This is a genomic window from Pseudoalteromonas sp. AWH4_217 (genome assembly GCF_056161105.1).
Window position 1 is genome coordinate 246,230 of the sequence record NZ_JBSWYM010000002.1, and the last position, 24,863, is coordinate 271,092.

A 24,863-nucleotide genomic window follows, 5' to 3' on the forward strand; every position below is an offset into this window, starting at 1 on the left:
TAATATAAAAAGAGTGGGCGATCCTTGGTGCATCGCCGTCTGGCCAAAAATCAACATGGAGATGACTATGTCACAGAGCATTTATCCGGTTCCTGAAGCTATCAGGAGCGCAGCGCTGGTAGATAACGATCAATATACAAAACTATACCAACAATCCATTGACGATCCTCAGGCATTCTGGGCCGAGCACGGAAAGCGCCTTGACTGGTTTACCCCCTACAGTAAAGTAAAGAACACTTCTTTTGACAAAGGTCATATCAGCATAAAATGGTATGAAGACGGTGTGCTCAACGCCTCTTATAACTGTATCGACCGCCACCTCAAAGATAACGCAGACAAAGTTGCGCTGATCTGGGAAGGTGATGACCCAACACAAAGTGAGCACATTACTTTTCAGCAGTTGCACGATGAAGTGGCTAAGCTTGCCAATGGCCTGAAAAAGCTGGGTGTAGAAAAAGGTGACCGCATAGCCATTTACATGCCAATGACACCTCAGGCGATTTATGCCATGCAGGCCTGTGCCCGTATCGGTGCGGTACACTCTGTTGTGTTTGGTGGCTTCTCGCCATCGGCCATTGCGGACCGGATCAAAGACTCAGGCGCCAAAGTGGTTATCACGTCTGATGAAGGACGTCGCGGCGGCAACTGTGTGCCTCTGAAAGCCAATGTCGATGAGGCAGTCAGCCAGGATGGCGTCAGCATTGAACATGTGATTGTACATCAGCTCACCGGTGGTGAAGTAGAATGGCAAGCGCATGATGTCTGGTGGCATGAGCTGGTGGCAGATGTCGCCAGCGAGTGCGAGCCAGAGCCAATGAATGCCGAAGACCCTTTGTTCATCCTTTATACGTCCGGCTCAACAGGCCAGCCAAAAGGGGTGGTGCATACCACAGGGGGTTATCTGGTGTATTCATCCATGACGCACGAGTATGTGTTTGATGTTAAAGCCGATGACGTTTACTGGTGTACTGCCGATGTAGGCTGGATCACCGGCCACAGTTATATGGCTTATGGCCCGCTGGTAAATGGCTGCACTCAGGTTATTTTTGAAGGGGTGCCGACTTATCCAAGTTCAGGACGTATTGGTGAAGTTGTGGATAAGCACAATGTCACCATTCTGTATACGGCACCGACTGCTATCCGTGCCTTAATGGCGAAAGGCGATGAGCCAATTGCCAGCTCAAAACGCACCAGTTTGCGGATCATGGGATCGGTGGGCGAGCCGATCAACCCGGAAGCCTGGAGCTGGTATTACGAGAAAATTGGTAACAGCCAGTGCCCGATTGTGGACACTTGGTGGCAGACTGAAACCGGTGGCATTATGATCACGCCATTGCCAGGGGCAACGGATATGAAACCGGGCTCGGCGACCCGTCCTTTCTTTGGTATTGCCCCAGCCCTGTTTGACGCTGAGGGCAATACGCTTGAGGGCGCAACAGAGGGTAATCTGGTGATCCTGGATAGCTGGCCTTCTCAGGCGCGGACTGTGTACGGCGACCACGAGCGCTTTGAGCAAACTTATTTTTCAGCCTATCCGGGGGTGTACTTTACCGGTGATGGATGTCGTCGCGATGAAGATGGCTATTACTGGATCACGGGCCGTGTAGATGATGTGCTGAATGTCTCTGGCCACCGTTTGGGCACCGCCGAGATTGAAAGTGCACTGGTTGCGCACGAAGCTGTTGCGGAAGCAGCCGTGGTGGGTTACCCGCACGATATTAAGGGTCAGGGGATCTATGTGTACGTTACTCCAAACGAGGGTGTCGCAGTCACAGAAGAACTAACCAAAGAAGTGCGTAACTGGGTACGCAAAGAGCTCAGCCCAATTGCCTCACCGGATATGATCCAATGGTCTCCCGGTCTGCCGAAGACACGTTCAGGTAAAATCATGCGTCGTATTTTGCGGAAAATTGCTGCCAATGAATATCAGCAATTGGGTGATACCTCGACATTGGCTGACCCAAGTGTGGTCGATGAATTGATCGAAAACAGACTAAACCGTTAATTGAGCGTTAATCGCTTGAATTATGACAAAATATTGACCTACTATATCGGCTGTCGAGATGACAGCCGATTTTTTAGGAGCCAAGCATGAACCAGTTTTTAATTGCGGACGATCACCCTTTGTTTCGCGAAGCATTAAAAGGGGCGCTGCAAAACCAGTTTGACGGGTTGGAGATTTTCGAATCTGAAAACTTCGAGCAAACGTTGCAACAATTATCCGAACAGGACGAGCTGGATCTGCTGTTGTTGGATTTACATATGCCGGGCAATGGAGATTTGTATGGCCTGATCCGCATCCGTGAGGATTATCCGAGTTTGCCTATTGTGGTGGTCTCGGGCAGTGAAGACCTCAATGTGATCTCTAAAGTGATGGGCTATGGTGCTATGGGCTTTATTCCCAAGGCGTCTTCATCAAAGGAGATTGTCGAGGCACTTAACCAGGTGCTCGAGGGCGATGTCTGGTTGCCAGCCAGCCTTAAAGATCAGATTGCTGAGCTCGACGGAGAAGACAAACAGCTGGCACAGCAAATTGCGTCACTGACACCACAACAATACAAGGTGTTGCAATATTTGCACGAAGGACTGCTTAACAAGCAAATTGCTTATGAACTGAATATCTCAGAGGCGACGGTCAAGGCACACATTACGGCGATATTCCGAAAACTGGGGGTCTACAACCGCACTCAGGCGGTATTGATTGCAGCTAAGCTACAACTGGAGCCCCTCGACAGTCAGAGCTAACTGTCACCTCATGGAAATAGAATGCCAGCACAAAGGTGCTGGCGTTTTTATTGGATGCTAGGCAAACACCACGGTTTTGTTGCCATTAATAAACAGCTTATGTTCCGCGGCCAGTTGAATGGCTTTACAGAACACCACTTTTTCAATATCCCGGCCCATTTTCGCCATGGCCTCTGCGCTATCGGCATGACTCACCTGAGTGACGTCCTGCATGATGATCGGACCTTCGTCTAATTCGTCGTTGACGAAGTGTGCCGTCGCACCAATGATTTTTACCCCGCGCTCAAACGCCTGATGGTAAGGCTTTGCACCAATAAAGGCGGGCAAAAACGAGTGGTGAATATTAATGATCTGATTGCTAAAACGGGCAACAAACTGTGGGCTGAGCACCCGCATATATTTGGCCAGGCCGATAAAGTCGGGCTGGTATTGCTCAATGACCTGAGCCATGGCATCGTCATGCTGTTCACGTGTCAGCCCTTGGTGTGATACCAGATGAAACGGCACGCCAAAGCCTTCTACCAGCGGCTTCAGGGTATCGTAGTTGGCTACCACCGCCTGAATTTCAACGTTAAAGGCATTTTCGTATTGTTTTAGCAGCATGCCACCCAGGCAGTGGGCTTCTTTGGTGGCAAGCAGCACCACTTTGGTTTTTTCATTGCCATGTAAATGCACTTGAGCACCGTCTGGCAGCACACTGCGTAGTTGCGGCAAAAACTGTTCACCGACATCACCAGTCAGTTCTGTACGCATAAAAAAGCGCTCACCAGCTTTATCTACAAATTCGTTGTTACGGACTATATTCAGGTTATGCTCAAAACACAGCCCGGTCACTTTGGCAATTAATCCCACATCATCACGACATTGGGTGGTTAAAACAATACTCATATCCTCATTCCATATGCGCTTTTTATGAACCTTCCACCTTACCCCGTTGAGCGTAAAAAACAACCAGACAAAAGTCCGCCGTATCTGGGTCTTTCTGGTTGCTGGCTTCCTTGTGTTAATAAGTGTTAGTGTTGGTGTTGAATTTATATGAATAACTGCGGGGTTTGCAACGTATGCTGTTATATCCAACATCCGCAAGGTCATTGAGGCGACGTAACGCATTCAGCGCCCAATAAAGTATCGACAAGCTTGATAATAACAACAAAGGAAATCAATATGGATCAGTTAACGGACTCGTTAGTCTCACCTTATCAATCAACGCACTTACAAAGAAAAGATATAACCCGTAATGCAACGGCTACCACAGATTCGGTCGCTGATGTATTTACCGCCCAGGCGCAGCGCCACCCCGGCAAAATCGCGCTGATTGATGGCACGCAGGAAATAAGCTATCAGACATTATTGCACCGAGCAGAGACGATTGCCGCTAAACTGGCAAAAGGTGGCGTTGTGCCCGGTGCATTAGTAGGCGTGTGTATGGAGCGCAGTTGGGAGCTGGTGGCAACCTTACTCGGTGTGCTCAGAGCGGGTTGCGCTTATGTACCGCTGGATCCGGCCTATCCGCGTGTCCGCATTAACTATATGCTGGCGCACAGCAAAGCCGCTGCGGTGATTGTAGATGGCACAGCGTCGGCGGAGTTATGTCAAAGAGTCAGCACGCATATTGTGCTGGCCGACATAAACGATGAGCCATTGTCTCTGTCAGCGCCTGAATGTGATCCACAGGCTCTGGCTTATGTGATTTACACCTCGGGGTCGACAGGTGAGCCAAAAGGTGTCGCAGTTACGCAAAGCAATGTCCTTGCGATGTGTAATGCTATGGGCGAGTTGCTTTGTGAGGAAGAGCTGAGCGGAGTGTTAGCGGCCACCTCGGTGTGTTTTGACCCATCCGTGATGGAGATCATAGGCACGCTGTTGCTCGGGGGGACGGTGATCCTGGCAAAAAACATTCTGGCATTGCCTGATTTACAGAGCATAGATAAGGTTAGAACCTGTATTGCCGTGCCTTCAGCCATCCGGGCCATGCTCAGTGGCTATACTTTGCCCAATACGTTGCGTTGCGTGGTTTTTGGCGGTGAAGTGCTAAGTCCTGCATTGGTTAAACAAGTGTATCGTCAGCAGCCGGGCCTGCGGGTGATCAATGTCTATGGTCCAACCGAAGACACTGTATTTTCGACGGCTGTACAACTGCACCCGGACATGGCTGAAATCACCATTGGCAAGCCTGTGGCAAATACCCGCGCTTATGTGCTGGATAAAGACCTAAAGCCGGTACCAGAAGGCGAGGCGGGTGAGCTTTACCTTGCGGGAGACAAGCTGGCGGCGGGTTACCTGTTTGACAAACCACGCACAGATGCGCGCTTCGTTATCCCTGCACCAGACAGTAGCATTGAAGAGTCGCGTTTATATAAAACCGGTGACGTGTGTCAGTGGACCAAACATGGTGAGTTACGCTTTATTTCCCGGGTGGATCAGCAGGTCAAAATCCGTGGTTTTCGCATTGAGCTGGAAGAAATCGAAACGGTGCTGAGTACCATGCCGGGTATCTCTGCGGCCGCTGTTAAGGTGTTGGAGGGAGAAAGCAGACAGGCCAGATTGCAAGCCTGTGTTGTCTGTCAGCAGGGTGAGGTACTCAGCCCGGATGTGATTTTGTCCTTTGTGGCCCGTCATCTGCCAAACCATATGGTTCCAAACAATGTTTGCTTTGTTGATGCATTGCCTTATCTGCCCAACGGCAAGCTGGATCGTAGTCGTTTGCCTGATGTATCAGCGGATCGAGAGCCACGCGGAGCAAGCAAAACAGTCGATTCTGAACAGTCTGTGGTTGCGATGATCTGTGATGAGCTGAGTACTTTGCTCGGCCTCCCTGCTGATACGGTGCTGTCGCAAACCTTTGAGCAGGCCGGGCTGGACTCACTAACGACGCTGGAACTAAGCAATCGGCTGAGCAATGTATTTGATGTCGCTTGTTCCGTGCAGGCAATTTATGAGTTTAATACGCCTCAGCGCCTGGCTCAGCACTTGCTGAGTTTAGGCTCTGGAGAATCATTAAGTGCCCGTCAGAGCCCACTGCGCGATACGCTTAAAGAGTTACAATTTCAAATGCGTGCCAGTCATCCCCCCTTTGCTTTGGCTAAGGCCCAGTCGTGGTCGGCCGCGGATAAAAGTAAATTGGTTCAGGCTGCTACTCAGATGGTGAGTAAGCGTCGTGCTAACCCCTATAGCAAGGTGCTGCGCACCGGAAGCGGGACGCGTGGCACGGTAGCCGATGCCCGGCACAGCGATGCACGTGAGGCGATTATCTGGACCACTAACTTATACCTGGGGCTGAATCGCGATGCTGCCGTTATTGAAGCTGCACGTCAGGCTGTGGCAGAGTTTGGCACTGGCATGGGGACCTCCGCAGCGGCGTCTGGTTTAACAGATCTGCACCTGGCATTTGAGCAACAGTTTGCCAGCCTGGTGGGCAAACCCGCCGCTTGTTTATTTCCAACGGGCTATACCGCCAATGTCGGTGCGGTAGCTGGATTATTGGGTGAAAACGATGTCGTCGTGATCGATCAGCTCTGCCACGCGTCCATCGTTGATGGCGCGCGTTTGTGTGGTGCCAAAGTACGTACTTTTAAACATAATGACGTTAACGATCTGGCCTCTGTGCTTGAGACTGAAGCTTCTCCCTATCGTACCGTATTGGTCGTTATCGAAGGTGTTTACAGCATGGGAGAGGGCGCCGCGCCTGTGGCAGAGATTGTCCGCATGGCAAAGCGTTATCAGGCACTGGTACTGGTCGATGAAGCACACTCCTTTGGTTTTTATGGTAAGCAGGGGGCCGGGATTTGTGCTGAGCAGGGGATAAGCGAGGATGTTGATTTTATCATGACCACGCTGAGCAAATCGCTGGGCAGCCTGGGTGGCGTCGTTGCAACCAGTGCTGAGTATGTTGAGCTGCTAAAAGCCTCTTCCAGAGCCTACATTTTTCAGGCGTCAGTGAGTCCGGCAGATATCGCCGCAGCGCTTACGGCACTGCAGCGGATCAGTCAGGATGACTCACTGCGTGAACGGTTGTGGGACACTGCCCGTTATATGCGGGCTCAATTTAGTGCCGCCGGGTTTGATTTGGGCAGTGGGGACGGACCGATTGTGACCCCACATTTTGGCGACAAAGATAAACTATATGCGATTGTGCAGCGCTTGTTTGAAAAAGGCATTCAGGCTTCAGCCGTGACTTATCCGATAGTCGAAACCGGTCGCGGGCGGCTGCGTTTTATCTGCTCCGCAGCGCACACCAAAGACGATGTAGATGCGACCTTGGCGGCATTGCAAGATGCGGTGCAAGAAGTGGAAGCATTGTTTGCCAGAGCATCGGTATCCGAGCCTAAAAGGTCGATTGAGGCAACGGCGCTGGATAATTGGTGGGCTGAATTTTTAGCCTATCTGCAAAGGTGGCAAAAGACGCAGCCTGGCAATGGACCTGACTTACGACTGGAGATCAGCACATCAGCCAGTAAACATACGCTTACTTTGTTGCAGGGCACAGTCAGCGAGGACAGTAAAATCAGGGCGCAGTTACCCGTATGCCGTATACGTCTTATAACACCAGAGGCGGTTGCTGCTCTGATCTGCGCAGATGTGCAGCAGGTGTTACAGGGCATATGCGACGGTGAATGCAACTTGAGCGGCCAGAGCGAAGTGTTCAGCTGGTTTATGGGCCGGTTACTGGCATTTTGCGCCAAGCCAGAACCAGTCATTGCCATGTCTGAAACTGTCGGGATTTCGTCATAAATGCACTGTTTACTTATACAGTGCCCATGCTAGAGTAGCTGCCAATGACGATAATAAAACAAGAGATTACTATGCTTCAATCCAATGCACCTGGTGCACCCGGCGACTTCGATTTTATGATTGGCCAGTGGTCGGTACAGCACCGCCGTCTGAAGGACATACTTAATGGCGGCGATGAATGGATAGAGTTCACCGGGGAGTCATCAACGCTCAACACGCTGGGCGGATTTGGCAACGTGGAAGACAATCATCTGCATTTTCCAGAAGGCTCTGTGCGAGCAAAGGCGATCCGTTCATATAACGAGCGCACCGGGCAGTGGTCAATCTGGTGGCTGGATGGGCGCAACCCAGGCATGATGGATACCCCGGTGGTAGGCGAGTTTAACGATGGTGTAGGGCGTTTTTATGCGGACGAGGAGTATAACGGTGAAGCCATTAAAGTGCGCTTTATCTGGGACGCGACTAACCCTGAGCAACCAACCTGGGCACAGGCTTTTTCTAAAGATGGTGGCCAGAGCTGGGAAACCAACTGGGAAATGAGATTTACCCGTCTCTAACCCTTACAGCACATCCGCGCACTATGCTACGTGGATGTGCTGTTTTACTTAAGATTTTCGGTCGTAAACGACCGCATTGTGGGCATGCAGACTTTCCTGATGCTCCACTTTAAACTGGTAGTCCGTCACCTCTGAAATGGACTCCAGCGTTGTCTTAATACGCCTTGCCGCATCTTCACAAAACATCAGGTTTTTCGCGTTCAGTGCAGCAAACGCCTGCTCATCTTCGCGTTTCACCGCCGTTTGTACTGGTGTTGCCAGCGTTTCTTCAAACAGTGCAAGCCAGTGCGCCAGATCCGGCAAGTGACCGCCAGCCAGGTCGGCTTCGATATAGGCATAAGAGCGCTGGCTGTGCGGTGTTGCGACAGAGCCGTGCGGTCCTTTCAGCCATTCCAGCAGCTGAGCTTTATCTATGTTGTCATGACCGGCAAATTGCTGTGCCACTGTCTCGCTTAGTAACTGGCGAGACAAAGCCGCTGAGCACGGGCAAGTACTGCTGTAGGTAATGGTACTGATGAGCTTGCAGTGGGTTTTACCTTCAAGGTGCTCACAGTGCAGCTCTATTGGGTAGGCGTTGTAGCCGCTGTAGCTGCTTTTCAGAGCCGGTCTGTTCAATGGCAGCTCAAACTTCAGTACTAACTTGGCAGACTGACTGAGACCTTGCTGAGACGCGACTATCTCTTTGAGTACTTTATCGAGCTGTGCGAAAGTGAGTTCTGTCCCCACCAGTGCTTCGTTGGCAAGCAGGTAAAGGCGCGACATATGGATGCCTTTTGCGCCTGTATCCAGGCTGACAAAAACGTCCATAAGCGTGTTGATGTTGACGCTGGTCTGATCGCAGCGTACCTGCATCGGCAGTGCAATTTTTTCCATCCCAACCCACTTTAGCGGGCTCTGGCTGTCTGGCTCAAAATGAGTTGCAATATCGGGAAGTTGCATCATAGGTTATGAGTCTCACTTAACGGTTAAAACGTAATGCCTGTGCAGCATTGTGATGTGTGGTGACCTTGTCACCATCAAATACCAGTTTGCCATTTACAAAGGTGGCGCAGATCTGATGAGAGAAAGTGGTGTTATGAAACGGACTCCACTGACACAGGTAGCGGGTTTGTTCGTTTTGTACGTAGGTTGAGCGAGTTGGATCAATTAAAACCAGATCGGCAAAATACCCTTCTCTGAGATAGCCACGCTTGTCGATGGCAAAGCGGGTTGCAACGTTATGTGCTGTTTTCTCAACTACTTGCTCAAGCGTCATTGTGCCGCGTTTGACCTGCTCCAAAAGAGTTAGCAAGGCATGCTCAACCAGTGGCAGGCCTGCAGGGGCCTGCGGATAGGGCACGTTTTTCTCTTGCCAGGTATGCGGGGCATGATCGGTGGCAATGATATCAATGCGTCCGTCATGCAAAGCTTTTAGCAAAGCAAGCCGGTCGGATTCGGCTTTAATGGCCGGGTTACATTTGATCAGATTGCCAAGCGTCGGATAATCTTGTTCGTTAAACCATAAATGATGAACACAGGCCTCGGCCGTGATGTGCTTGTCTGCTAAAGGGACGCTGCTGAATAAGCTCAGCTCTTTTGCCGTGGTTAAGTGCAACACATGTAGCTGGGTACGGTATTTTTTAGCAAGCGCCACGGCATAAGAAGACGACTGATAGCAGGCTTCGTCATCGCGGATCATCGGGTGATGAATGATTTGCGGTGTGCCGTATTGTTGCTCAATGCGTGCGTTATTTTGCTGGATCACTGAACCTTGCTCACAGTGCGTCGCAATCAGTGTGGGACACTCTCTGAAAATTGCTTCCAGGGCCGCGGGATGCTCTACCAGTAAATCACCGGTTGAGGCGCCCATAAACACCTTCACACCGCACACTGATTGTGGGTCAACGGCTTTGATTTCATCTAAGTTATCGGGCGTGGCGCCGAGGTAAAATGCGTAGTTAGCGACTGAATCTCGTTGTGCAATGGCTTGTTTGTCTGCCAGCGCCTGGCGGGTGGTGGTGGAAGGGGAGACATTGGGCATTTCCATAAAACTGGTGATCCCGCCAGCAACGGCGGCCGCTGATTCGCTGGCAATGGAGCCTTTATGCGTAAGGCCCGGTTCTCTGAAATGTACCTGGTCGTCTATCATACCGGGCAGTAGCCACATGCCCTGAGCATCAATGACTTCTTCACTGGGTTTGGCGGATAAATCCGGGCCAATTTCAGCAATAACCTGGTTTTCAATTCTGAGATCTGAAATGTAAAGCTTACCTTCATTCACTAAGGTGGCGTGTTTTATTAAGCGTGCCATTGGTATCCTGATTAATTATACAGATAAACAAAAACTTAAGGCTGCTGCGCTGGGCCTCGACGCAGGCCCAATTGATATTTCGCGCGCCATTCATTGCGTACCCAACTCACATATGGGCCTGTTTAGCGCAACAAAGATTGTTGATTGTTTTGTTATATTATAACATATCTGTTCTATTTTACAGATGAGAGAAACAACGATGAAAAAGTTGCTAGCACTGGCGGTGAGTTCCGCCTTACTTGTAACGGCCTGCACGGGTGGGGATCGTACTTCAGGCTTGCAAAAAGGCGCAGCCTCTGCGACGGTAACTGAAGGCAACCCACTACTGGTATCAAGCACATTGCAATATCAATCACCGGATTTTAATACCATCAGCGACGCACACTTCGCGCCGGCATTTGAACAGGGCATGGCTGAGCAAATGACGGAAGTGAATGCGATTATCAGCCAAACTGATCCTGCCAGTTTTAGTAATACCATTGTTGCGCTGGAGCGAAGTGGTGAATTACTAAAGCGGACCCAGGCGATATTCTTTAACCTGTCAGGCACCGATTCTAACCCAGAGCGTCGGGCACTGCAGTCTGAACTGGCTCCCAAACTGGCCGGTCACTACGACAACATCTACCTGAATAAAGCTTTGTACGAGCGCGTGGCCCAGGTTTACGGACAGCGTAATGCGCTTAATCTCAGCGCAGAAGAAAAACGCCTGACAGAAGTCTATTACAAGCAATTTGTCAGAGCGGGTGCCAAGCTGACAGACGCGCAGCAAACAGAGATCCGCGAGATCAATGCAGCTTTGTCTTCATTAACCACGCAGTTCTCGCAGCACCTGCTGGCACTGTCTAAGAGCAATGTGGTACTGGTTGAAGACAAAGCAAAACTGGCAGGCCTGACAGATACACATATCGCGCAGCTGGCACAAGCGGCTGAACAAGCCGGACATCCGGGGCAGTATCTGATCAAAATTACCAATACCACGCGACAGCCTATTCTGGCCAAGCTCGAAGACCGTCAGTTGCGCGAGCAAGTATGGCGCGCATCCGCTTATCGTGGTTTAAAAGGTGAAAACAACAATCGTGAAATTGTCGCCCAGCTGGCACAGCTCAGAGCAAAAAAGGCGGCGCTACTAGGCTATGAGAGCTGGGCACATTATGGCCTGGATGAGCAAATGGCCAAAACACCCACCGCAGTGTATGACATGTTTGCCAGCATGGTGCCTGCGCTGTTGAAAAACGTGGAAGCCGAAGCACAAGCCATCAAAGACAAAATTCGCGCCACGGGCGGCGACTTTGAACTACAGGCCTGGGACTGGTTGTACTATGCCGACAAGGTTCGTCAGGATAAGTTCGACCTGGATGAGTCTGAGGTTAAAGCCTACTTTGAATTTAATCGCGTACTGGAAGACGGCCTGTTTTTTACCATGGAGCGTTTGTATGGCGTAACCTTCAAGCCACGCAATGACATTCCGGTTTACCACCCGGATGTGAAAGCCTATGAAGTCTTTGATGCCGATGGCACCGGCCTGGCACTGTTTATGGCCGACTACTTTGCGCGTGACGGTAAGCGCGGTGGCGCCTGGATGAGCTCGTTTGTACAACAATCCGGTCTGGACAAACAACGCCCGGTTGTTATCAATGTGATGAACATTGAAAAAGCCCCTGAAGGCCAGCCAACATTACTGAGTTACTCCGAAGCGACTACTATGTTCCACGAATTGGGCCATGGTCTGCACGGCATGCTGTCTCAGGTAACTTACCGGAGCTTAGCGGGGACGTCTGTATCCCGGGATTTTGTTGAGTTCCCGTCAACGTTTGAAGAAGACTGGGCAATTCACCCGGAAGTTATCCAAAACTATGCCAAACATTACCAAACCGGAGAAGCGATCCCACAGGCCCTGCTGAGCAAAGTCATTGCCAGCCGCAGTTTCAATATGGGCTTTGATACACTGGAATATGTAGCAGCAGCGCTGCTGGATATGGAGTGGCACGCACTGGCGGCGGACGCGCCTTTGCAGGATCTGGTGGAGTTCGAACAAGCTGCGCTGAGCAAGCACGGTGTGAACATCGATTATGTACCGCCCAGATATAAATCGGCCTACTTTGCGCACTCAATGGGTGGCGGCTATTCAGCAGGTTACTATGCCTACATGTGGAGTGAGATCCTGGCGGCAGATGCATTTGCCTATGTACAGTCACAAGGCGGGCTCAATCGCAAGATTGGCACTCACTATCGTAAGAATATTCTTGAAGTGGGTAACTCCCGCGACCTGATGGAATCTTACAAAGCCTTCCGTGGCGCAGAGCCAACCACCGAAGCGCTGCTTAAACGCCGTGGTCTCAACGTCGCACCATAAAGCCAACGACTGAAGGACTGCCATCAGGCAGTCCTAATACCAATTCACATTAATACATAACCAATTGGAGAGATTAAATCTGCCGATAACAGTGTTAAAAATTTCTCATTTAGAACAACTAAACAGCAAAATTTTTGCCTCGTTATCGCCGAGATTTACTCGTCTCAAGATTGGCATACTTAATTATGCGGATTGGTATTACCAGCTTACAATCTTTGGATATGTTATACTGTAACTTTTATTGTGAGTAGCGACCAATCAGGCGCAGATGTAGGAGAAGACCATGACTAATGCTTTAGCCGCCAATGACAATCCAGTAATCCCGGCCAATCGGTTTGCAGCCATATCCTCTGAGCCGAACATTCTGACGGATATCTATCGCGAAGAAATCAACCTGAGCGTCTGGCAATGTACGCTGAGCCAAGCACTTAATTCAGAAGTGGCGGATCTATTGAATACTGCCAGCGAGTTGCAGCTGTCGATTGCCCTGACGCCCGAGCAAACGATAGACGAGCTGCACGGCGCATCAGCTTTGCTCGCCGATAAGCCCGCGCTGTGCGCTCACCTGGCAATGCTGGTGGATATGTTCTGTACGTTGTTTGAACTCAAGCGCGCAGGGCTCAGGCTCACCCTACTCAATAAAGCCATGTGTCCTAAATTCCATGTTGATCACATCCCTTGTCGGCTGGTGAGTACACTCGGCGGTGTTGCCTCTCAGTGGTTACCCCACGACAAAGTGGATCGCAGCAAGTTGGGGTTGGGCAGCAAAGGCAAAAAGGACCACGAGTCGGGTATTTACAGCTGTGGTTCGGACATTCAGCAACTCAACACCGGCGATGTTGCCCTGTTAAAAGGCTCCGGCTGGCTTGGCAATGAACAAGGCGCACTGGTACATCGTTCTCCGGCACCTGCTGCGGGTGAAACACGCCTGTTGCTTACCCTGGACTTTATTGACTGAGTGGCAAAGTCACAGTGTGTGACTATTTTAGTGTACTGGGTTATCGTCAGATGCATATCAGGTAATGACTGTTTTTGAGTTAGCTGGAGAGCAAAGTAAGTATGGAACCTATCCTTGTATTGGTAGGCTTTTTGGGCGCGGGCAAAACCACGCTGTTGAAGCGCTTGCTGCTTGAAGCTCAGCAAGCCGACTGGGATCCCTATGTGATCCTCAATGATTATGAGCATGCCGAACTGGATGCAAGGCAGCTGGCCGGACAGTTGAGTGAGGGCGCGCTAAAACCGCTTGATGGTAGCTGCATTTGTTGCAGCGGCATCACGGCTTTGCGTGACAGTATTAATCGCATTCCACAGCGCAAACAGGGGATCACCCTGATTGAAGCGAATGGCACATCCGATGCCTGCCGTTTAATGGGATTTCTGGGTGTGGGGCTGGATACTCGTTTTAAACCACCGGTACAAATTGCGGTGGTCGATGCCAAAAACTGGCAACGTCGAGGTGAACATAATGCACTGGAAGCCAACCAGGTTCAGGTCTCTTCGCTTATTGAGCTTACACATACCAAAGGCTTATCGGAAGCGCGCATACAGACTGTTAAGGATGAACTTCACCAGGTGAATCCGCACGCCACAATTCAGCGCGTCAATGAGCTTGCACTTTGGCAACTGCCAGAGCTGTCGCCGGTGTCGGGCAGTGTTGATGCATTTGAGCATCAAAAATCTCACTGGGCATCTTGCTCTGTGGCGTTACCTGCTTTGCCAGACGAGGCCAGTATTAAGGCTTTGTGTGAGCGCATTCCCAAGACCATTCTGCGCGTTAAAGGCTGCACACAAATTGGTACAAGTTCTGATTACACCTACTTTGAGCGATGCCCGGATGGTGCCGTGTCGATAAGGCCCTTTAAAGGGGAGCCGGTTACGGGGAGTAAATTGCTGGTCGTTGGCCCGGGGAGTGATCCTGGCAAATTGAATGAGATTGTCACTCAGGTTTTGGCCGCACAATGAGTGCACTGTGCGGCCATGCAGACGGTGTTAGTGGCACCGCCCAGTTTGGCACAGGTTAAAGTTTTTATAGTGGCTGATCACCAGCAACACGCTGCCCAAAATGGTCAACAGCTTTTCCCCTTCCTCAGCCATTAAGTCATGGGCAAAAAATGCGGCGAAGAATAACACGCCGATACCTGCGGTGCCGTAGCCTAGAATGCGCCACTGATTGTGCTTTTTACATCCTAAAAATAACGCACTACTGCTGGTCACCAGCACACCGACAAGTAGCCAGCGATGAAATGCCTCATCCGACAGGAAGGTCGCACCAAATGCCGGAAGCAGAGCAACCAACAGAGGTACAAACAAGCAATGCATGACACACATTGCAGATAAGCCAATGGCATATTTGTCCAGCCTTTCAGACAGGTTTCGCATGGTTTCTTTACCTTGATTATTGACGCAGGTGCTTGCGCTGAGTGAGCAAACAATCAGTCTCGCATTTGGTTTGTTATATTATATCATTTTGAAGGGGTTGAATAGTTTAACCAGGATGAAAACATAACAGGGATGAATGGCTTGAAGGTGATAACAAGCCTGGGCAGGTTCGCCCAGGCTGAGATAAGGTCGACAGAGCTATTTAGTAGTCGTAACCTAAGGAGTCTGCACAGTACTCACTGTAGTAAGCGCTGTCTCCTTTATAGTAGGCGCGGATCTCACCCTGATATTGTTTTCTGAGTGAGGTTGTACCGTAAAACTCGTACTCTCCCGCATTGGCATCTGTTTTCAACAGTCTGATCCGTTCTTGTTTATTGCTCTGGTAATCATTCAGGTTCAGTTTTAATGCCTGGAACTTTTCACCATGTGCGTCTTTGCCATAGTGGCCTTTCATAATGTATCTGCGCGAATACTGATTAGCGTCGAACGCGGAGTTAGCACCGATGATCATGTGTCTGCTTGATTTCACACAAACTCGCAGATACTCCTCGAACTCGCCCAATGGATCGCGTTTGATCTCCATGTAAAGCACACCCAGGTGGATAAAATCACCACTCATTGGATTTGTGTCGTTGGTTGGGAATGGCGTAAAGTCATCAGGGCGAGTGCCTGAACCAGATGAATCACCCGCACCAAATGAGTCGCTTCCGCCGAATGAGTCGTTTGCACCGAAAGAATCATTCGCACCAAATGAGTCGTTTGCGCCGAAAGAATCATTCGCACCAAATGAGTCGTTCGCTGCAAATGAGTCGTTGGCCATCAGAGTGTCGTCAAACGCTTGCTGCTCAAAACCCGTTTCGTGATAGGGTGTTTGCTGACCATCCATAATGGCGTCAACGGTATTTGCGATGGATTTACCTGCTGTGGTTGCCGCAAGTGCAACGGGCAGTACGGTCATAATATTGAATTTCATTTTCTATCCTTATGTTTTTTGGAGGTTATTGTCCAAGGGACAATTTTGTTAAAACAGACTCACAGAATGTATCTAAACAGGGTTTCAGCTCAGTGAAATAATCCTGATTGGTTGCTGGTGGCAGATGATTAATATGGCTTGCTATCTGGCTATTAAGGTATTTGATTGACCCACTGAGGATGACGTGGCTTAGCATCAGTTCGGGCTTATGGGTCAAATCTGTCAATGTGTTTATCAGGGTATTTTGCACCTCGAGGGTTGAATTGGCACGCAGCAGCGCGTTGCGCAATTGCTGTATTACCTCTGTGCCAGGGTGTAATAATGAAGCGATATCAATGCCGCATGGCGTGTGATCTGAGGCATAAGTCTTTATGGTAGTGCGCGCTGTATCAATCGAGTGTTCCCCAAGTGTGATATCGGCAAGTCGAATAGTACGAGTGCCCTCAATAAACGCGCCATGGCTGGTGTTATCGACGCGCAGGTGGGGTTGGGTTCGAAGAAGGGCTTCCTGTGCCAGCCTGGATTCATTATAAATCCTTGTTGTATAGACCTTATCAGAGAAGTTACCCCGTACACTAAACTCAGCTGCAAACCTGGCCTGAGAGAGTGCACTGTCTGGGTTAAAATACCCCGAGTGCCGGCTATGATGGTGCTGAGCTGTTTCGTAGCCATAGTCGCAACCAAGTAAAATAAGGTGCTGAAATCCAAGCCGACACAGCGCAGCCGTGGCCATATTAGTCACTGTCGGGTTGCAGTGAAAGAGCGGGGTTAACCCAGGTTGTCGGCTGGCCAGTGCGTGCGCACCAAGGTCATGACCTTTAGCAAACAAGATACGGTATTTAAACTGGTCGACAAAAGCCGGGTAGAGTGTATTCAGCCCTATCAGCACTACATCATTGAGCCTGGGGTCGGTCAGTTGATCCTTTTTTAAGTAAAAAGTTGCTGCAGTACGTTCCATCTCGATTTGCAGATCGGGCACTATATCGTTGTGCAGCAGCGCGTTTAAGGCCGTACCGCACGATGCAACCAGCACTCGATTACGCACCGATTTTAAATAGGCGATATCTTGGTCCAGTGAAGGGCCATTACCAACCACAACCACTGGCACTTCCCCAACGCCTGACAATGCAGCGCCATGGCCTGTGATGCGGTGCTTTTGGCTATTACTTTGGGTGTGCCTGAGCCCCATCAATTCATCCTCAACAAAGCCCCACATACTTAATGCACTGTTGCGCCAGGCTTTAAACTCAGCCAAAAGTTGGTCAAACAAGGGGTGTGAGTAATGCCTGAATACACTGATATCTGCAACCACTTGTGTACCATGTTGTTTTATCAGTTGTTTGAAGGCTTGCTCAAAGTGTGTAAACTCGCTGCAACTCAGCACTGACAAGGTGCCGTTACGCTGCTGACAGAGGCGCTGTAATGCTTGCAGGTCACTGTGTATACAGGTCATTGCCCATTGCTCAGCATGCGGCTCGATCACTATCACATCGCTGTAATTGATACGCTGAAGTAGTTCACTAATGTGATAGCCCGCTCCACTTCCTAATATGATTAACGTGCCGCGCTGTGGTTTGGAGTTTGGCCGCCACCCCAGCTTAGTGGCATGTTCATTGAGCCGGTTTATGGCTTGCTGGTGTGCATTAGCTGACTTTGCATCGCTCTGAAAGTGGACACTCAGGTGTTGAGGGTGTTGTAAAAAGAGCCTGACCTGTGCCCGGCAACTAGCCTGTGCCTCTGCACCATAAAAATCATCGCTGAGCTGCTGACTATCGGCCAGACTGAATGAGGTTATCTGCTGATTTAATGCATCGGGCAGTCGGTCAGCAAGAAAAGCCTGATTACTTGACAGCAAGCGCTTCTGATCAGACGAAGGGGTGAGTTCCTTTACCGGTGAATGCACAGTTAAGCGTCCTTTTATTTTGTTTTTCTACACAGTTAAAGCCAGCTTATTGTACTCAAATTGATGTTGAGTGTATGCAATAAATTAGAGTAAATGTTATTTTAAGTCAAAATGATATGGAGCCTTTTGGGGTGGATAAAGGTGTGTTTGTAATCGCAACTGAGCGTAATAATTTACGCGAACTGTTGACTAATTCCATAGTATTAGGAATCGCTCCTGAGTGACTGAAGTAGCCATACGTACTATTTACCTCGAGCGCCATCAATTAGCCGCGCTTTTGAGTTATGAATTGCCTTATCGCTACATCGCGGCCATTACCAGCAGCACACTCACCACAGCAAACAATAGCCAGGACCAGTGCTTTCCTTTTGATAGACTTAACGCCAGCACGCTGTGAAGCGCAAAGGTCAGCGCGGTGATTTTCAGCAGCGCAGCAGCGGTAAATTCAGGTGATGCCAGTGTAATCAACAGTGTGGCAAATCCCAGCCAGGCGATGGAAGTCAGATGCCAGGCAAAACGCAGTGTGCGAATGGTAAAATCGCTACTGCCAAACAGCTGTGGCAGGTTATCGCGCTTAAACAGCCGAATGAGAATATAGCGCTCACCAAGGTAGGAGTGGGCCAGCGAAACTAAAATTAACAACGCAGCGGCAAGGTAAAGCAGTACAGTCATAAACAAACTCCTGATTTGTAGTTTATTACATTAATTTTCTTTCGAGGCTAAACCCGGCATTGATCAGGTGTCAGCCTCAGTAAGGTACACAGAGCTGCTCTGATCATGTCATCTGTTACCGGCGGAGTCTTCGGTGACGGGAAGACATATTCGCTTTGCGCCGTTTGATATAAGTTGAAGACTGAAGTTGTATGGTGTGTTAGTTGCGTTAACGCTTCTTCCGTCAGGCCATCATAGCTGCAACTAATATTTACGCTGTGCGTATAGTCTCCCTGCTCAAATCTGGCCTGGATAAGTACTTGGTATGCTTCAGACGTCGGGCTTTCACGGGTAAGGCTGAACTGTATTGGCGTATTTACACCGGATAACTGAAAGGACTGCTGGTATTCCCTGTCTGTTGTTCGAATGGTCGTTAACTCGCTGAAAACAGAACGGTCTGCCAGGCCTGTCATGGTTGGCCAGTCTCCTGTCGATAGGTGATTTCTGCAAGTTCGCCAGATCAATTGGTAACTGGGCATCACCACCTGGGTACGAATAAAAGGTTCAGTGTAGCGTTCGGTGTCTGGTTGAATAACGCGTGCAGGTGAGGTCATGCACCCACTGAGCAAAGCGGGGAGCAGGCAATATCCGGAGTGGGCGTTCATAGGGTCACAATCCTTGGCTCAACAGGCTTTCTTTGTACCTTATTTACTCGGATATGGCTATGTTTTACAGGCCAGAATGTCAGAACAAACATCTTTGGCTGGCGTCCCTGCCAGTGAGAACAAAGCGTAATTAACTACAGCTAATAGAGTCACCACTGCTGTTATAACAGGTCTCAGTTTGCTGAATAATGTGACGGCACATATAGGCCACATTGTTTTCCATGCAGTTGAAGTAAGTGCCGTAAATGCCTGAGTTTCCTACATTATAATCAACCCGCCACTCATAGTAAGAGTATGGCAGAGTTGACTGATCGCTCAGCCAGCGGCCAAAGACGGCACTGGATACAATGTCGTATAACGGCGTTGGGCGCACACCCAGACTACGCCAGCCATTGTTGTAGCCTGAGTACTCACCAGACATTTCAACTACTGCGTTGGCTGCCTCGTAATAGGGGTTATTAAAGTTACTGCGGTTATCTACCTTAGACAACAAGCCCTGATAGTCTTTTACCCAGGTGGTGCCTTCACAGCTGTTCAGGAATACCATGCCCTTATCTTTGCCTTTACCGCAGGTACCCTGAGGCGCAGCATCGGCAGTCCAGATGTAGTCGGCACTTTTTCCGCCATGAATTTTTGCTTCATAGCCACTCGAAGAAGTGATGATCACATCGTTGTCTTTACCGCCTTCCTGATTGGAGTTTTCGCCATTGGCAAAGAGAATATCATCGCCATTGTTACCCCAGGCTTTGTGCCAGCGCAGACTGTTTGGATTGCCATCGCCATTTTCATATAAGGCATCATTGCCGTTGCCGCCATGTAAGCGATCTTCACGGCCGCCATTACCGGTCAGGTAGTCATTGCCATCTTCGCCATACAGGGTGTCGTTGCCTTTGTCGCCGCTTAGCACGTCATGACCCGCGCCGCCGTAAAGTTTATCGTTGCCATCGCGATTACTGTTACAACTGCTCTGCTCATAAATATAACCATTGTTGGCATTGGCCAGACGACAGCCACCGCCCAGGTAGTCGTTGTCGTTGCCACCATAGAGCACATCGGTTCCCTGACCGCCCATTAATAAGTCGCCGCCATCATCGCCCCATAGGGTGTCGTCATTATAGTCACCAAACAGTTTGTCGTGATGGTTGCCGCCCTTGAGCTGGTCATTACCCCAGCCGCCGTGAAGGGTGTCGCTGCCATCTTCACCGAACAGCTGGTCGTTACCACTGTTGCCCTTGAGGGTATCATTGCCCCGACCACCGTATAGACGATCGTTCTGATTGCCCGAGATCAGGGTGTCATTACCATATTGACCGTACAAGGTTTGCGGCACCGAAATACTGCTGGCATTGAACGAGTCAGCGCCATTGCCCAGGCGCGCTTCAAGCGCACTGATCTGGCTCATAAAGAAGACTTCACAGCTACTACTGCTTCCTACTTTACGGGTTACGGTCAGGGTGTCGCCCGATTTACTGAGCGTGAACTGTTCGCTGTGGCGTGACCCCGCAACTTTCAGCGTATCGCCGTCCAGATAAGCCGAGGCGCCACCGGCAAGCCCGCTACAGGCCGCCATCGCCTGCCCCGAGACGCCCAGCGCAACCGCCAGACAGAGCGCATTTAACTTGGTATTCATTGTGAAATCCTTAGTTTCTTGTTTTAGGTACTTTATATTGCGAGGGTAGCGGAAAAATCTGCACGGAATATGGAGTTTGGAACGCAATTGATAGGTTATTTAGCTATATAAGATCGCGATAGGGCTGGCCATATTTTTCACTCAGCCAGCTCGTTATAGCAAATTGCTTAGCTTTTATCCTGATTTGCAAGGGCTGTTAATTCTCTGGCTTCCTCATGGATCACGTTTATATTTTCGTTGATCGCTTCACAGGTTACACTTTGCTGCTCTACCGCTGCGGCTATCTGTGTCATATCCTGGCTAATACCGTCTATTGAACTAACAATGTCTTCAAGCGTGGCGACTGCTTCGCGGCTTTGTTCGGCTGTCGTTTGGGAGGATTCCACACTGTTTTGAACTTTTGATACCGCCGCGTTCACCCCAATGCTAAGCTGGCTGATCAATTCATTAATTTCCTCCGTTGAAGCACGTGTTTTAGACGCTAAGCTACGAACCTCATCGGCAACCACAGCAAAGCCCCGGCCTTGTTCGCCCGCTCTTGCGGCTTCAATGGCAGCATTCAGGGCCAGTAAATTGGTTTGTTCAGCGATCATGTTGATCACATTCACAATGTTACCTATGTTTTCGCTGCTTGTAGCCACTTCACTAATGGCTTGCTTAACGGAGTTAACTTCGTCCGATAAAGCTCGGATCTCGCTGACTGTACGAGTCAGGTCGCCCTGAGTGTGTTTCGCTGCCTGCAAAGCAGCATGGGCCTTATCGGCGGACTGGGTGGCCAAGCTGGCGACTTCAGAAATAGTAGCAGACATTTCATTGGTAGACGCGGCAACGCTCTCAAGTTCCTGGTTTTGCTTGCGGGTGCTGGCACAGATTACCTGGTTGTGATTGCGTAGTGCCTGGCCAATTTCCTTACGGCGTTTCGCCATGGTTTTAATTGCAATAGCAACGTGATCTCTGTCACTGCGCTGCGGCATATTGATATCGAAATTCCCCTGAGTAATAGATACACAGGCTCTCTCAATGCTACGGTAGGAGTCGACGACGCGACTCAGGCTGGCTTCCATTTTTGAAATTTCGTCTTCCTGAGTACTCGTGTGCTGTGTGATCCCTGAAATATCCCCCTGCGCCACTTGTTCAGCCATTGCCACTGCTCGCTCTATGCGTTGGCTAATTTTTTGAATAAACCAGACCGACAGGGCGATAAGAATTGCCATACACAAGATGCTGAACAGGGCCATTTTTCCAAACATCGACTGTACTTGTGAAAGCACCGTATCTTCAGACTCCCGGCCAATTACTTGCCACTCACCAGATGAAATATAGGCAGATGCAAAATAGTAAGATTGATTGAGCAGTGGATCCGTTGTCAGTGTGATCTGGCTATTGCGCTTGTCTTTAAACAACTGGCCAAATACATTTGCATATGGGGTTTGGTTCAGCGCTTTGGTACGCAGTGACTGATTCTCAAAAGTTGCTGCGATTACCTTACCGCTTTGGCTGAGCAGGAATAGATCGATGCCGGTGCGCTGTTTCACGCCGTCCAGATAGTCACTGACTTCATCCAGCGCTTTGTCTACCCCCGCGATCCCCTGGAATTCGCCACTGGCTATGATTGGATAGGAATACTCCACTATCATGTTACCTTCGTAGATGTAGGGCTCGGTGATCATGGCTGTGGCCCGGCCGGACTGTAAAAAGCGTTGCTTCACGCCACTGTAATAAAGGCTGGATTCCATATCCACCAGGGGGGCAATGGCAATGCTGCTACCATCGCGGTACCAGTAGGGCAAAAAGCGCCCGGATTGATCCATACTCTGCGCGACCAGTGCGGTGTTGCGGGCCTGCTGATCTTGACCATCGGCATTGGGTTCATAGCCAAAATAGGCACCTGTATACTCGGAAAATTCAGTCAAGGTTCTCCTGCTCAGTGCCAGTGAATTAGCTCTTTTGCCAAAGAGGCCATTTTCCTGCGCCAGTACTAACATTTTAGCTGTTCTGGAGGCGATTGCGTTTTGCTGGTTTAACTCAAGCGCCACGTTTCTCACTGTTTGGGCCAGTAAGTGTTCGGCCTGCTGCCGTGTCAGATCCATAGACATTGATGCCAACAACACGATGATCGCAAAGATCACAATAAGGGTGGGGAGAGTCAGGTAAAGTGCAATCTGAGCTTTGAGACTTTTCATGAGCAGATCAACTTGGTCGGTTTATCTAATCATGGTCAATTATTCTGGATCTGCAAATGTGGTTCTCGTGTTCAGGTTTATCTTGTGCAGCGCTTCAGGTCAAAGCAGATAAAGTGGAATGGCCCAATGAGTGTGGATGCGGGGCACTTTAAGGTACGCAGAGTATAGATTTAGCGGTGCTATTTTTGCTGTTTGAGCAAGCTGAACATGTCAAAATACTGGACCAGACTATTGAAAAATAATCAAAAGTCAGACAGATTATATTGGCTTAACGGGAAAGAAGAAGGAAGGAACGTGACAGTAAGAACAACGATAAAGTTGAGCGTCTGCGTCATACTGACTGCACTGGCTGGCCACAGCGTTGCCCAAGACAGATTACTGGCCAATGATGGCAAGGCGCAAGATTATTTTGGTTACGGCGCGGCAATTGACGGCAATACTGTGCTGGTGGGCGCACATCAGGCTGATGTGAATGGCATCAAAGATGGCGGTGTCGGGTATGTGTATGTGCTGGGTGATAAAGGCTGGCAACAACAGGCTAAGCTGATCGCCTCCCCCCTGTTTGCCGATGATACGCTGGGTGGCAAGGTGGTATTGAACAACAATATTGCCATGCTCGGTGGTATGAGGCGGGATGACAAAGGCGAAGGTGCCGGCGCGGTGGTGGCCTTTGAGCGCTATGCCGATACATGGACACAGACGCAGATTTTTACCGCTCCCGATGCCAAACCCGGAGATGCCTTTGGCCAGAGCCTGGCATTAACAGACACGACACTGGTCATCGGCGCACCACGCAACGATACAAAAGCGAATGACGCGGGCGCGGCCTATATTTTTCAGCGCACAGGGGATAGCTGGCGCTATCACAGCAAAATCACCGCCAGCGATGGCGCTGCGGGCGACTTATTTGGCATCGACGTCGCGATAGACGGTAACACCATTGTAGTTGGCGCTGACTTACATGATAAAACCGCAGAAAACGCCGGCGCCGTATACGTGTATGTGCTCAAAGATAATCAGTGGCAACAACAAGCCAAGCTGATGGCCGCTGATGCCGGTAAAACCGATATCTTCGGCGTCAGGGTTGCGATTTCCGGTGATACGGCGCTTATCTCCGCACGCAGAGATGATGTGGAACATCTGGGGGTAGATGCCGGCTCTGCTTATATTTTTGAGCGAAAAGGCACACGCTGGACCGAGGCTCAAAAACTCACTTCGCCAGATGGCGCAGCTGATGATCGTTTTGGCCGCGGTGTGGCACTCAGTGGTGATACGGCGATTATCAGCGCGATGAATCATGACGCACAAGGCAAAGACACCGGCGCGTTATATGTTTATAAAAAGCACGCTGATGGCTGGTACTATTCATCCAAAGTGGTCGCAAAAAATGCGCAGCCAGGCGATCAACTCGGCTGGAATGTCGGTCTCTCCGACGGTAAAGCTGTGATCGCCACCCCACATCATGATGCCAATGGCAAAGAGTCCGGTGCGGTCTACGTTCAGGACCTGAACCAGTACAGCGCATTTCATATTGAAAACCATATTTCTGTTGCGGATAAAGGGAAAGTAAAGTCTTCGCAGTAGAGCTCTGGAGTGATGAGGAATGTCTGGTTACCATCTTGGGTGGATGTGCCAGGCATTATCGGAGACATTAGGACTGCCTGCGAGCAAATAGTAATCACATATCCGAGTGGAGACGGCAGACTGTTTAGATGTTGTACAAGGTTGGGCGGGATTACATAAAGAGTGTCATATGAGCTATTGTTTATCATTATACGTACAAGGTATAGTTGCGCATCTTTT

The 24,863-nt window shown here is 49.9% G+C and carries 19 protein-coding genes; 9 read left to right on the top strand and 10 right to left on the bottom strand.

Annotation, left to right across the window (positions count from 1 at the left end; genetic code table 11):
- The first annotated feature begins 67 nt into the window (after positions 1-67).
- The gene (gene acs, locus ACXAH1_RS02850; RefSeq protein ID WP_475193587.1) at positions 68-2,005 is read left to right on the top strand and encodes an acetate--CoA ligase; all 1,938 of its coding nucleotides are present in this window, start codon (positions 68-70) and stop codon (positions 2,003-2,005) included.
- Positions 2,006-2,091: 86 nt separating this feature from the next.
- A complete protein-coding gene (locus ACXAH1_RS02855; RefSeq protein ID WP_054014446.1) occupies positions 2,092-2,745 on the top strand; it encodes a response regulator transcription factor in 654 nt (217 codons plus the stop codon).
- Positions 2,746-2,802: 57 nt separating this feature from the next.
- Here the strand turns inward: ACXAH1_RS02855 and purU are convergent, their stop codons facing one another.
- Entirely contained in the window at positions 2,803-3,633 is an 831-nt protein-coding gene (gene purU / locus ACXAH1_RS02860) for a formyltetrahydrofolate deformylase (RefSeq protein WP_475193590.1), read from the bottom strand.
- Between the two features lie 276 nt (positions 3,634-3,909).
- Here purU and ACXAH1_RS02865 point away from each other — a divergent pair, with 276 nt between their 5' ends.
- The gene (locus ACXAH1_RS02865; protein WP_475193591.1) at positions 3,910-7,476 is read left to right on the top strand and encodes an amino acid adenylation domain-containing protein; all 3,567 of its coding nucleotides are present in this window, start codon (positions 3,910-3,912) and stop codon (positions 7,474-7,476) included.
- Between the two features lie 71 nt (positions 7,477-7,547).
- On the top strand, positions 7,548-8,033 hold the full coding sequence (locus tag ACXAH1_RS02870) for a DUF1579 domain-containing protein (RefSeq protein ID WP_475193593.1): 486 nt from the start codon (positions 7,548-7,550) through the stop codon (positions 8,031-8,033).
- Positions 8,034-8,081: 48 nt separating this feature from the next.
- On the opposite strand, the gene folE2 is transcribed toward ACXAH1_RS02870, so the two are convergent.
- On the bottom strand, positions 8,082-8,975 hold the full coding sequence (gene folE2, locus ACXAH1_RS02875; protein ID WP_475193596.1) for a GTP cyclohydrolase FolE2: 894 nt from the start codon (positions 8,973-8,975) through the stop codon (positions 8,082-8,084).
- A 16-nt stretch (positions 8,976-8,991) separates the two neighbouring features.
- Positions 8,992-10,323, bottom strand: a complete 1,332-nt coding sequence (locus tag ACXAH1_RS02880; protein WP_475193597.1) for a dihydroorotase — start codon at positions 10,321-10,323, stop codon at positions 8,992-8,994.
- A 199-nt stretch (positions 10,324-10,522) separates the two neighbouring features.
- On the opposite strand from ACXAH1_RS02880, the gene ACXAH1_RS02885 reads away from it, so the two are divergent.
- The 3 genes from ACXAH1_RS02885 to ACXAH1_RS02895 all read left to right on the top strand — a co-directional run bounded on the left by ACXAH1_RS02885 (position 10,523) and on the right by ACXAH1_RS02895 (position 14,638).
- Complete coding sequence (locus tag ACXAH1_RS02885) at positions 10,523-12,676, top strand: M3 family metallopeptidase (RefSeq protein ID WP_475193600.1); 2,154 nt, start codon at positions 10,523-10,525, stop codon at positions 12,674-12,676.
- A gap of 283 nt (positions 12,677-12,959) precedes the next feature.
- The gene (locus tag ACXAH1_RS02890) at positions 12,960-13,634 is read left to right on the top strand and encodes a DUF1826 domain-containing protein (protein ID WP_475193602.1); all 675 of its coding nucleotides are present in this window, start codon (positions 12,960-12,962) and stop codon (positions 13,632-13,634) included.
- Positions 13,635-13,735: 101 nt separating this feature from the next.
- On the top strand, positions 13,736-14,638 hold the full coding sequence (locus ACXAH1_RS02895) for a GTP-binding protein (protein ID WP_475193605.1): 903 nt from the start codon (positions 13,736-13,738) through the stop codon (positions 14,636-14,638).
- A 27-nt stretch (positions 14,639-14,665) separates the two neighbouring features.
- Here the strand turns inward: ACXAH1_RS02895 and ACXAH1_RS02900 are convergent, their stop codons facing one another.
- The 5 genes from ACXAH1_RS02900 to ACXAH1_RS02920 all read right to left on the bottom strand — a co-directional run bounded on the left by ACXAH1_RS02900 (position 14,666) and on the right by ACXAH1_RS02920 (position 19,196).
- Positions 14,666-15,055 carry a MerC domain-containing protein gene (locus ACXAH1_RS02900; RefSeq protein ID WP_046005025.1) on the bottom strand — a complete coding sequence of 130 codons (390 nt, stop codon included), beginning with the start codon at positions 15,053-15,055 and terminating at the stop codon, positions 14,666-14,668.
- A 202-nt stretch (positions 15,056-15,257) separates the two neighbouring features.
- Entirely contained in the window at positions 15,258-16,028 is a 771-nt protein-coding gene (locus tag ACXAH1_RS02905; protein WP_475193609.1) for a hypothetical protein, read from the bottom strand.
- A gap of 25 nt (positions 16,029-16,053) precedes the next feature.
- A complete protein-coding gene (locus ACXAH1_RS02910) occupies positions 16,054-17,931 on the bottom strand; it encodes a motility associated factor glycosyltransferase family protein (protein ID WP_475193610.1) in 1,878 nt (625 codons plus the stop codon).
- A 300-nt stretch (positions 17,932-18,231) separates the two neighbouring features.
- The gene (locus ACXAH1_RS02915; protein WP_475193612.1) at positions 18,232-18,603 is read right to left on the bottom strand and encodes a hypothetical protein; all 372 of its coding nucleotides are present in this window, start codon (positions 18,601-18,603) and stop codon (positions 18,232-18,234) included.
- 47 nt (positions 18,604-18,650) lie between these two features.
- A complete protein-coding gene (locus tag ACXAH1_RS02920) occupies positions 18,651-19,196 on the bottom strand; it encodes a hypothetical protein (RefSeq protein WP_475193614.1) in 546 nt (181 codons plus the stop codon).
- On the opposite strand from ACXAH1_RS02920, the gene ACXAH1_RS02925 reads away from it, so the two are divergent.
- A complete protein-coding gene (locus ACXAH1_RS02925; protein ID WP_475193616.1) occupies positions 19,195-19,377 on the top strand; it encodes a hypothetical protein in 183 nt (60 codons plus the stop codon). The two genes, ACXAH1_RS02920 and ACXAH1_RS02925, sit on opposite strands and share 2 nt — an antisense overlap.
- Here the strand turns inward: ACXAH1_RS02925 and ACXAH1_RS02930 are convergent, their stop codons facing one another.
- On the bottom strand, positions 19,378-20,877 hold the full coding sequence (locus ACXAH1_RS02930; RefSeq protein ID WP_475193618.1) for a calcium-binding protein: 1,500 nt from the start codon (positions 20,875-20,877) through the stop codon (positions 19,378-19,380).
- A gap of 167 nt (positions 20,878-21,044) precedes the next feature.
- Positions 21,045-23,060: a methyl-accepting chemotaxis protein gene (locus ACXAH1_RS02935; protein ID WP_475193619.1), complete on the bottom strand. Its 2,016-nt coding sequence runs from the start codon at positions 23,058-23,060 to the stop codon at positions 21,045-21,047.
- Positions 23,061-23,354: 294 nt separating this feature from the next.
- Here ACXAH1_RS02935 and ACXAH1_RS02940 point away from each other — a divergent pair, with 294 nt between their 5' ends.
- Positions 23,355-24,644 carry an FG-GAP repeat protein gene (locus tag ACXAH1_RS02940; protein WP_475193620.1) on the top strand — a complete coding sequence of 430 codons (1,290 nt, stop codon included), beginning with the start codon at positions 23,355-23,357 and terminating at the stop codon, positions 24,642-24,644.
- Positions 24,645-24,863: the final 219 nt, after the last annotated feature.

Coding starts and splice junctions, on each gene's coding strand:
- ACXAH1_RS02880 (WP_475193597.1), bottom strand. CDS start 10,323: ATGGCACGCTTAATAAAACACGCCACCTTAGTGAATGAAGGTAAGCTT.
- acs (WP_475193587.1), top strand. CDS start 68: ATGTCACAGAGCATTTATCCGGTTCCTGAAGCTATCAGGAGCGCAGCG.
- ACXAH1_RS02865 (WP_475193591.1), top strand. CDS start 3,910: ATGGATCAGTTAACGGACTCGTTAGTCTCACCTTATCAATCAACGCAC.
- ACXAH1_RS02900 (WP_046005025.1), bottom strand. CDS start 15,055: ATGCGAAACCTGTCTGAAAGGCTGGACAAATATGCCATTGGCTTATCT.
- ACXAH1_RS02915 (WP_475193612.1), bottom strand. CDS start 18,603: ATGACTGTACTGCTTTACCTTGCCGCTGCGTTGTTAATTTTAGTTTCG.
- ACXAH1_RS02905 (WP_475193609.1), bottom strand. CDS start 16,028: ATGAAATTCAATATTATGACCGTACTGCCCGTTGCACTTGCGGCAACC.
- ACXAH1_RS02885 (WP_475193600.1), top strand. CDS start 10,523: ATGAAAAAGTTGCTAGCACTGGCGGTGAGTTCCGCCTTACTTGTAACG.
- ACXAH1_RS02855 (WP_054014446.1), top strand. CDS start 2,092: ATGAACCAGTTTTTAATTGCGGACGATCACCCTTTGTTTCGCGAAGCA.
- ACXAH1_RS02895 (WP_475193605.1), top strand. CDS start 13,736: ATGGAACCTATCCTTGTATTGGTAGGCTTTTTGGGCGCGGGCAAAACC.
- ACXAH1_RS02920 (WP_475193614.1), bottom strand. CDS start 19,196: ATGACCTCACCTGCACGCGTTATTCAACCAGACACCGAACGCTACACT.
- purU (WP_475193590.1), bottom strand. CDS start 3,633: ATGAGTATTGTTTTAACCACCCAATGTCGTGATGATGTGGGATTAATT.
- ACXAH1_RS02935 (WP_475193619.1), bottom strand. CDS start 23,060: ATGAAAAGTCTCAAAGCTCAGATTGCACTTTACCTGACTCTCCCCACC.
- ACXAH1_RS02925 (WP_475193616.1), top strand. CDS start 19,195: ATGCACCCACTGAGCAAAGCGGGGAGCAGGCAATATCCGGAGTGGGCG.
- ACXAH1_RS02870 (WP_475193593.1), top strand. CDS start 7,548: ATGCTTCAATCCAATGCACCTGGTGCACCCGGCGACTTCGATTTTATG.
- folE2 (WP_475193596.1), bottom strand. CDS start 8,975: ATGATGCAACTTCCCGATATTGCAACTCATTTTGAGCCAGACAGCCAG.
- ACXAH1_RS02930 (WP_475193618.1), bottom strand. CDS start 20,877: ATGAATACCAAGTTAAATGCGCTCTGTCTGGCGGTTGCGCTGGGCGTC.
- ACXAH1_RS02890 (WP_475193602.1), top strand. CDS start 12,960: ATGACTAATGCTTTAGCCGCCAATGACAATCCAGTAATCCCGGCCAAT.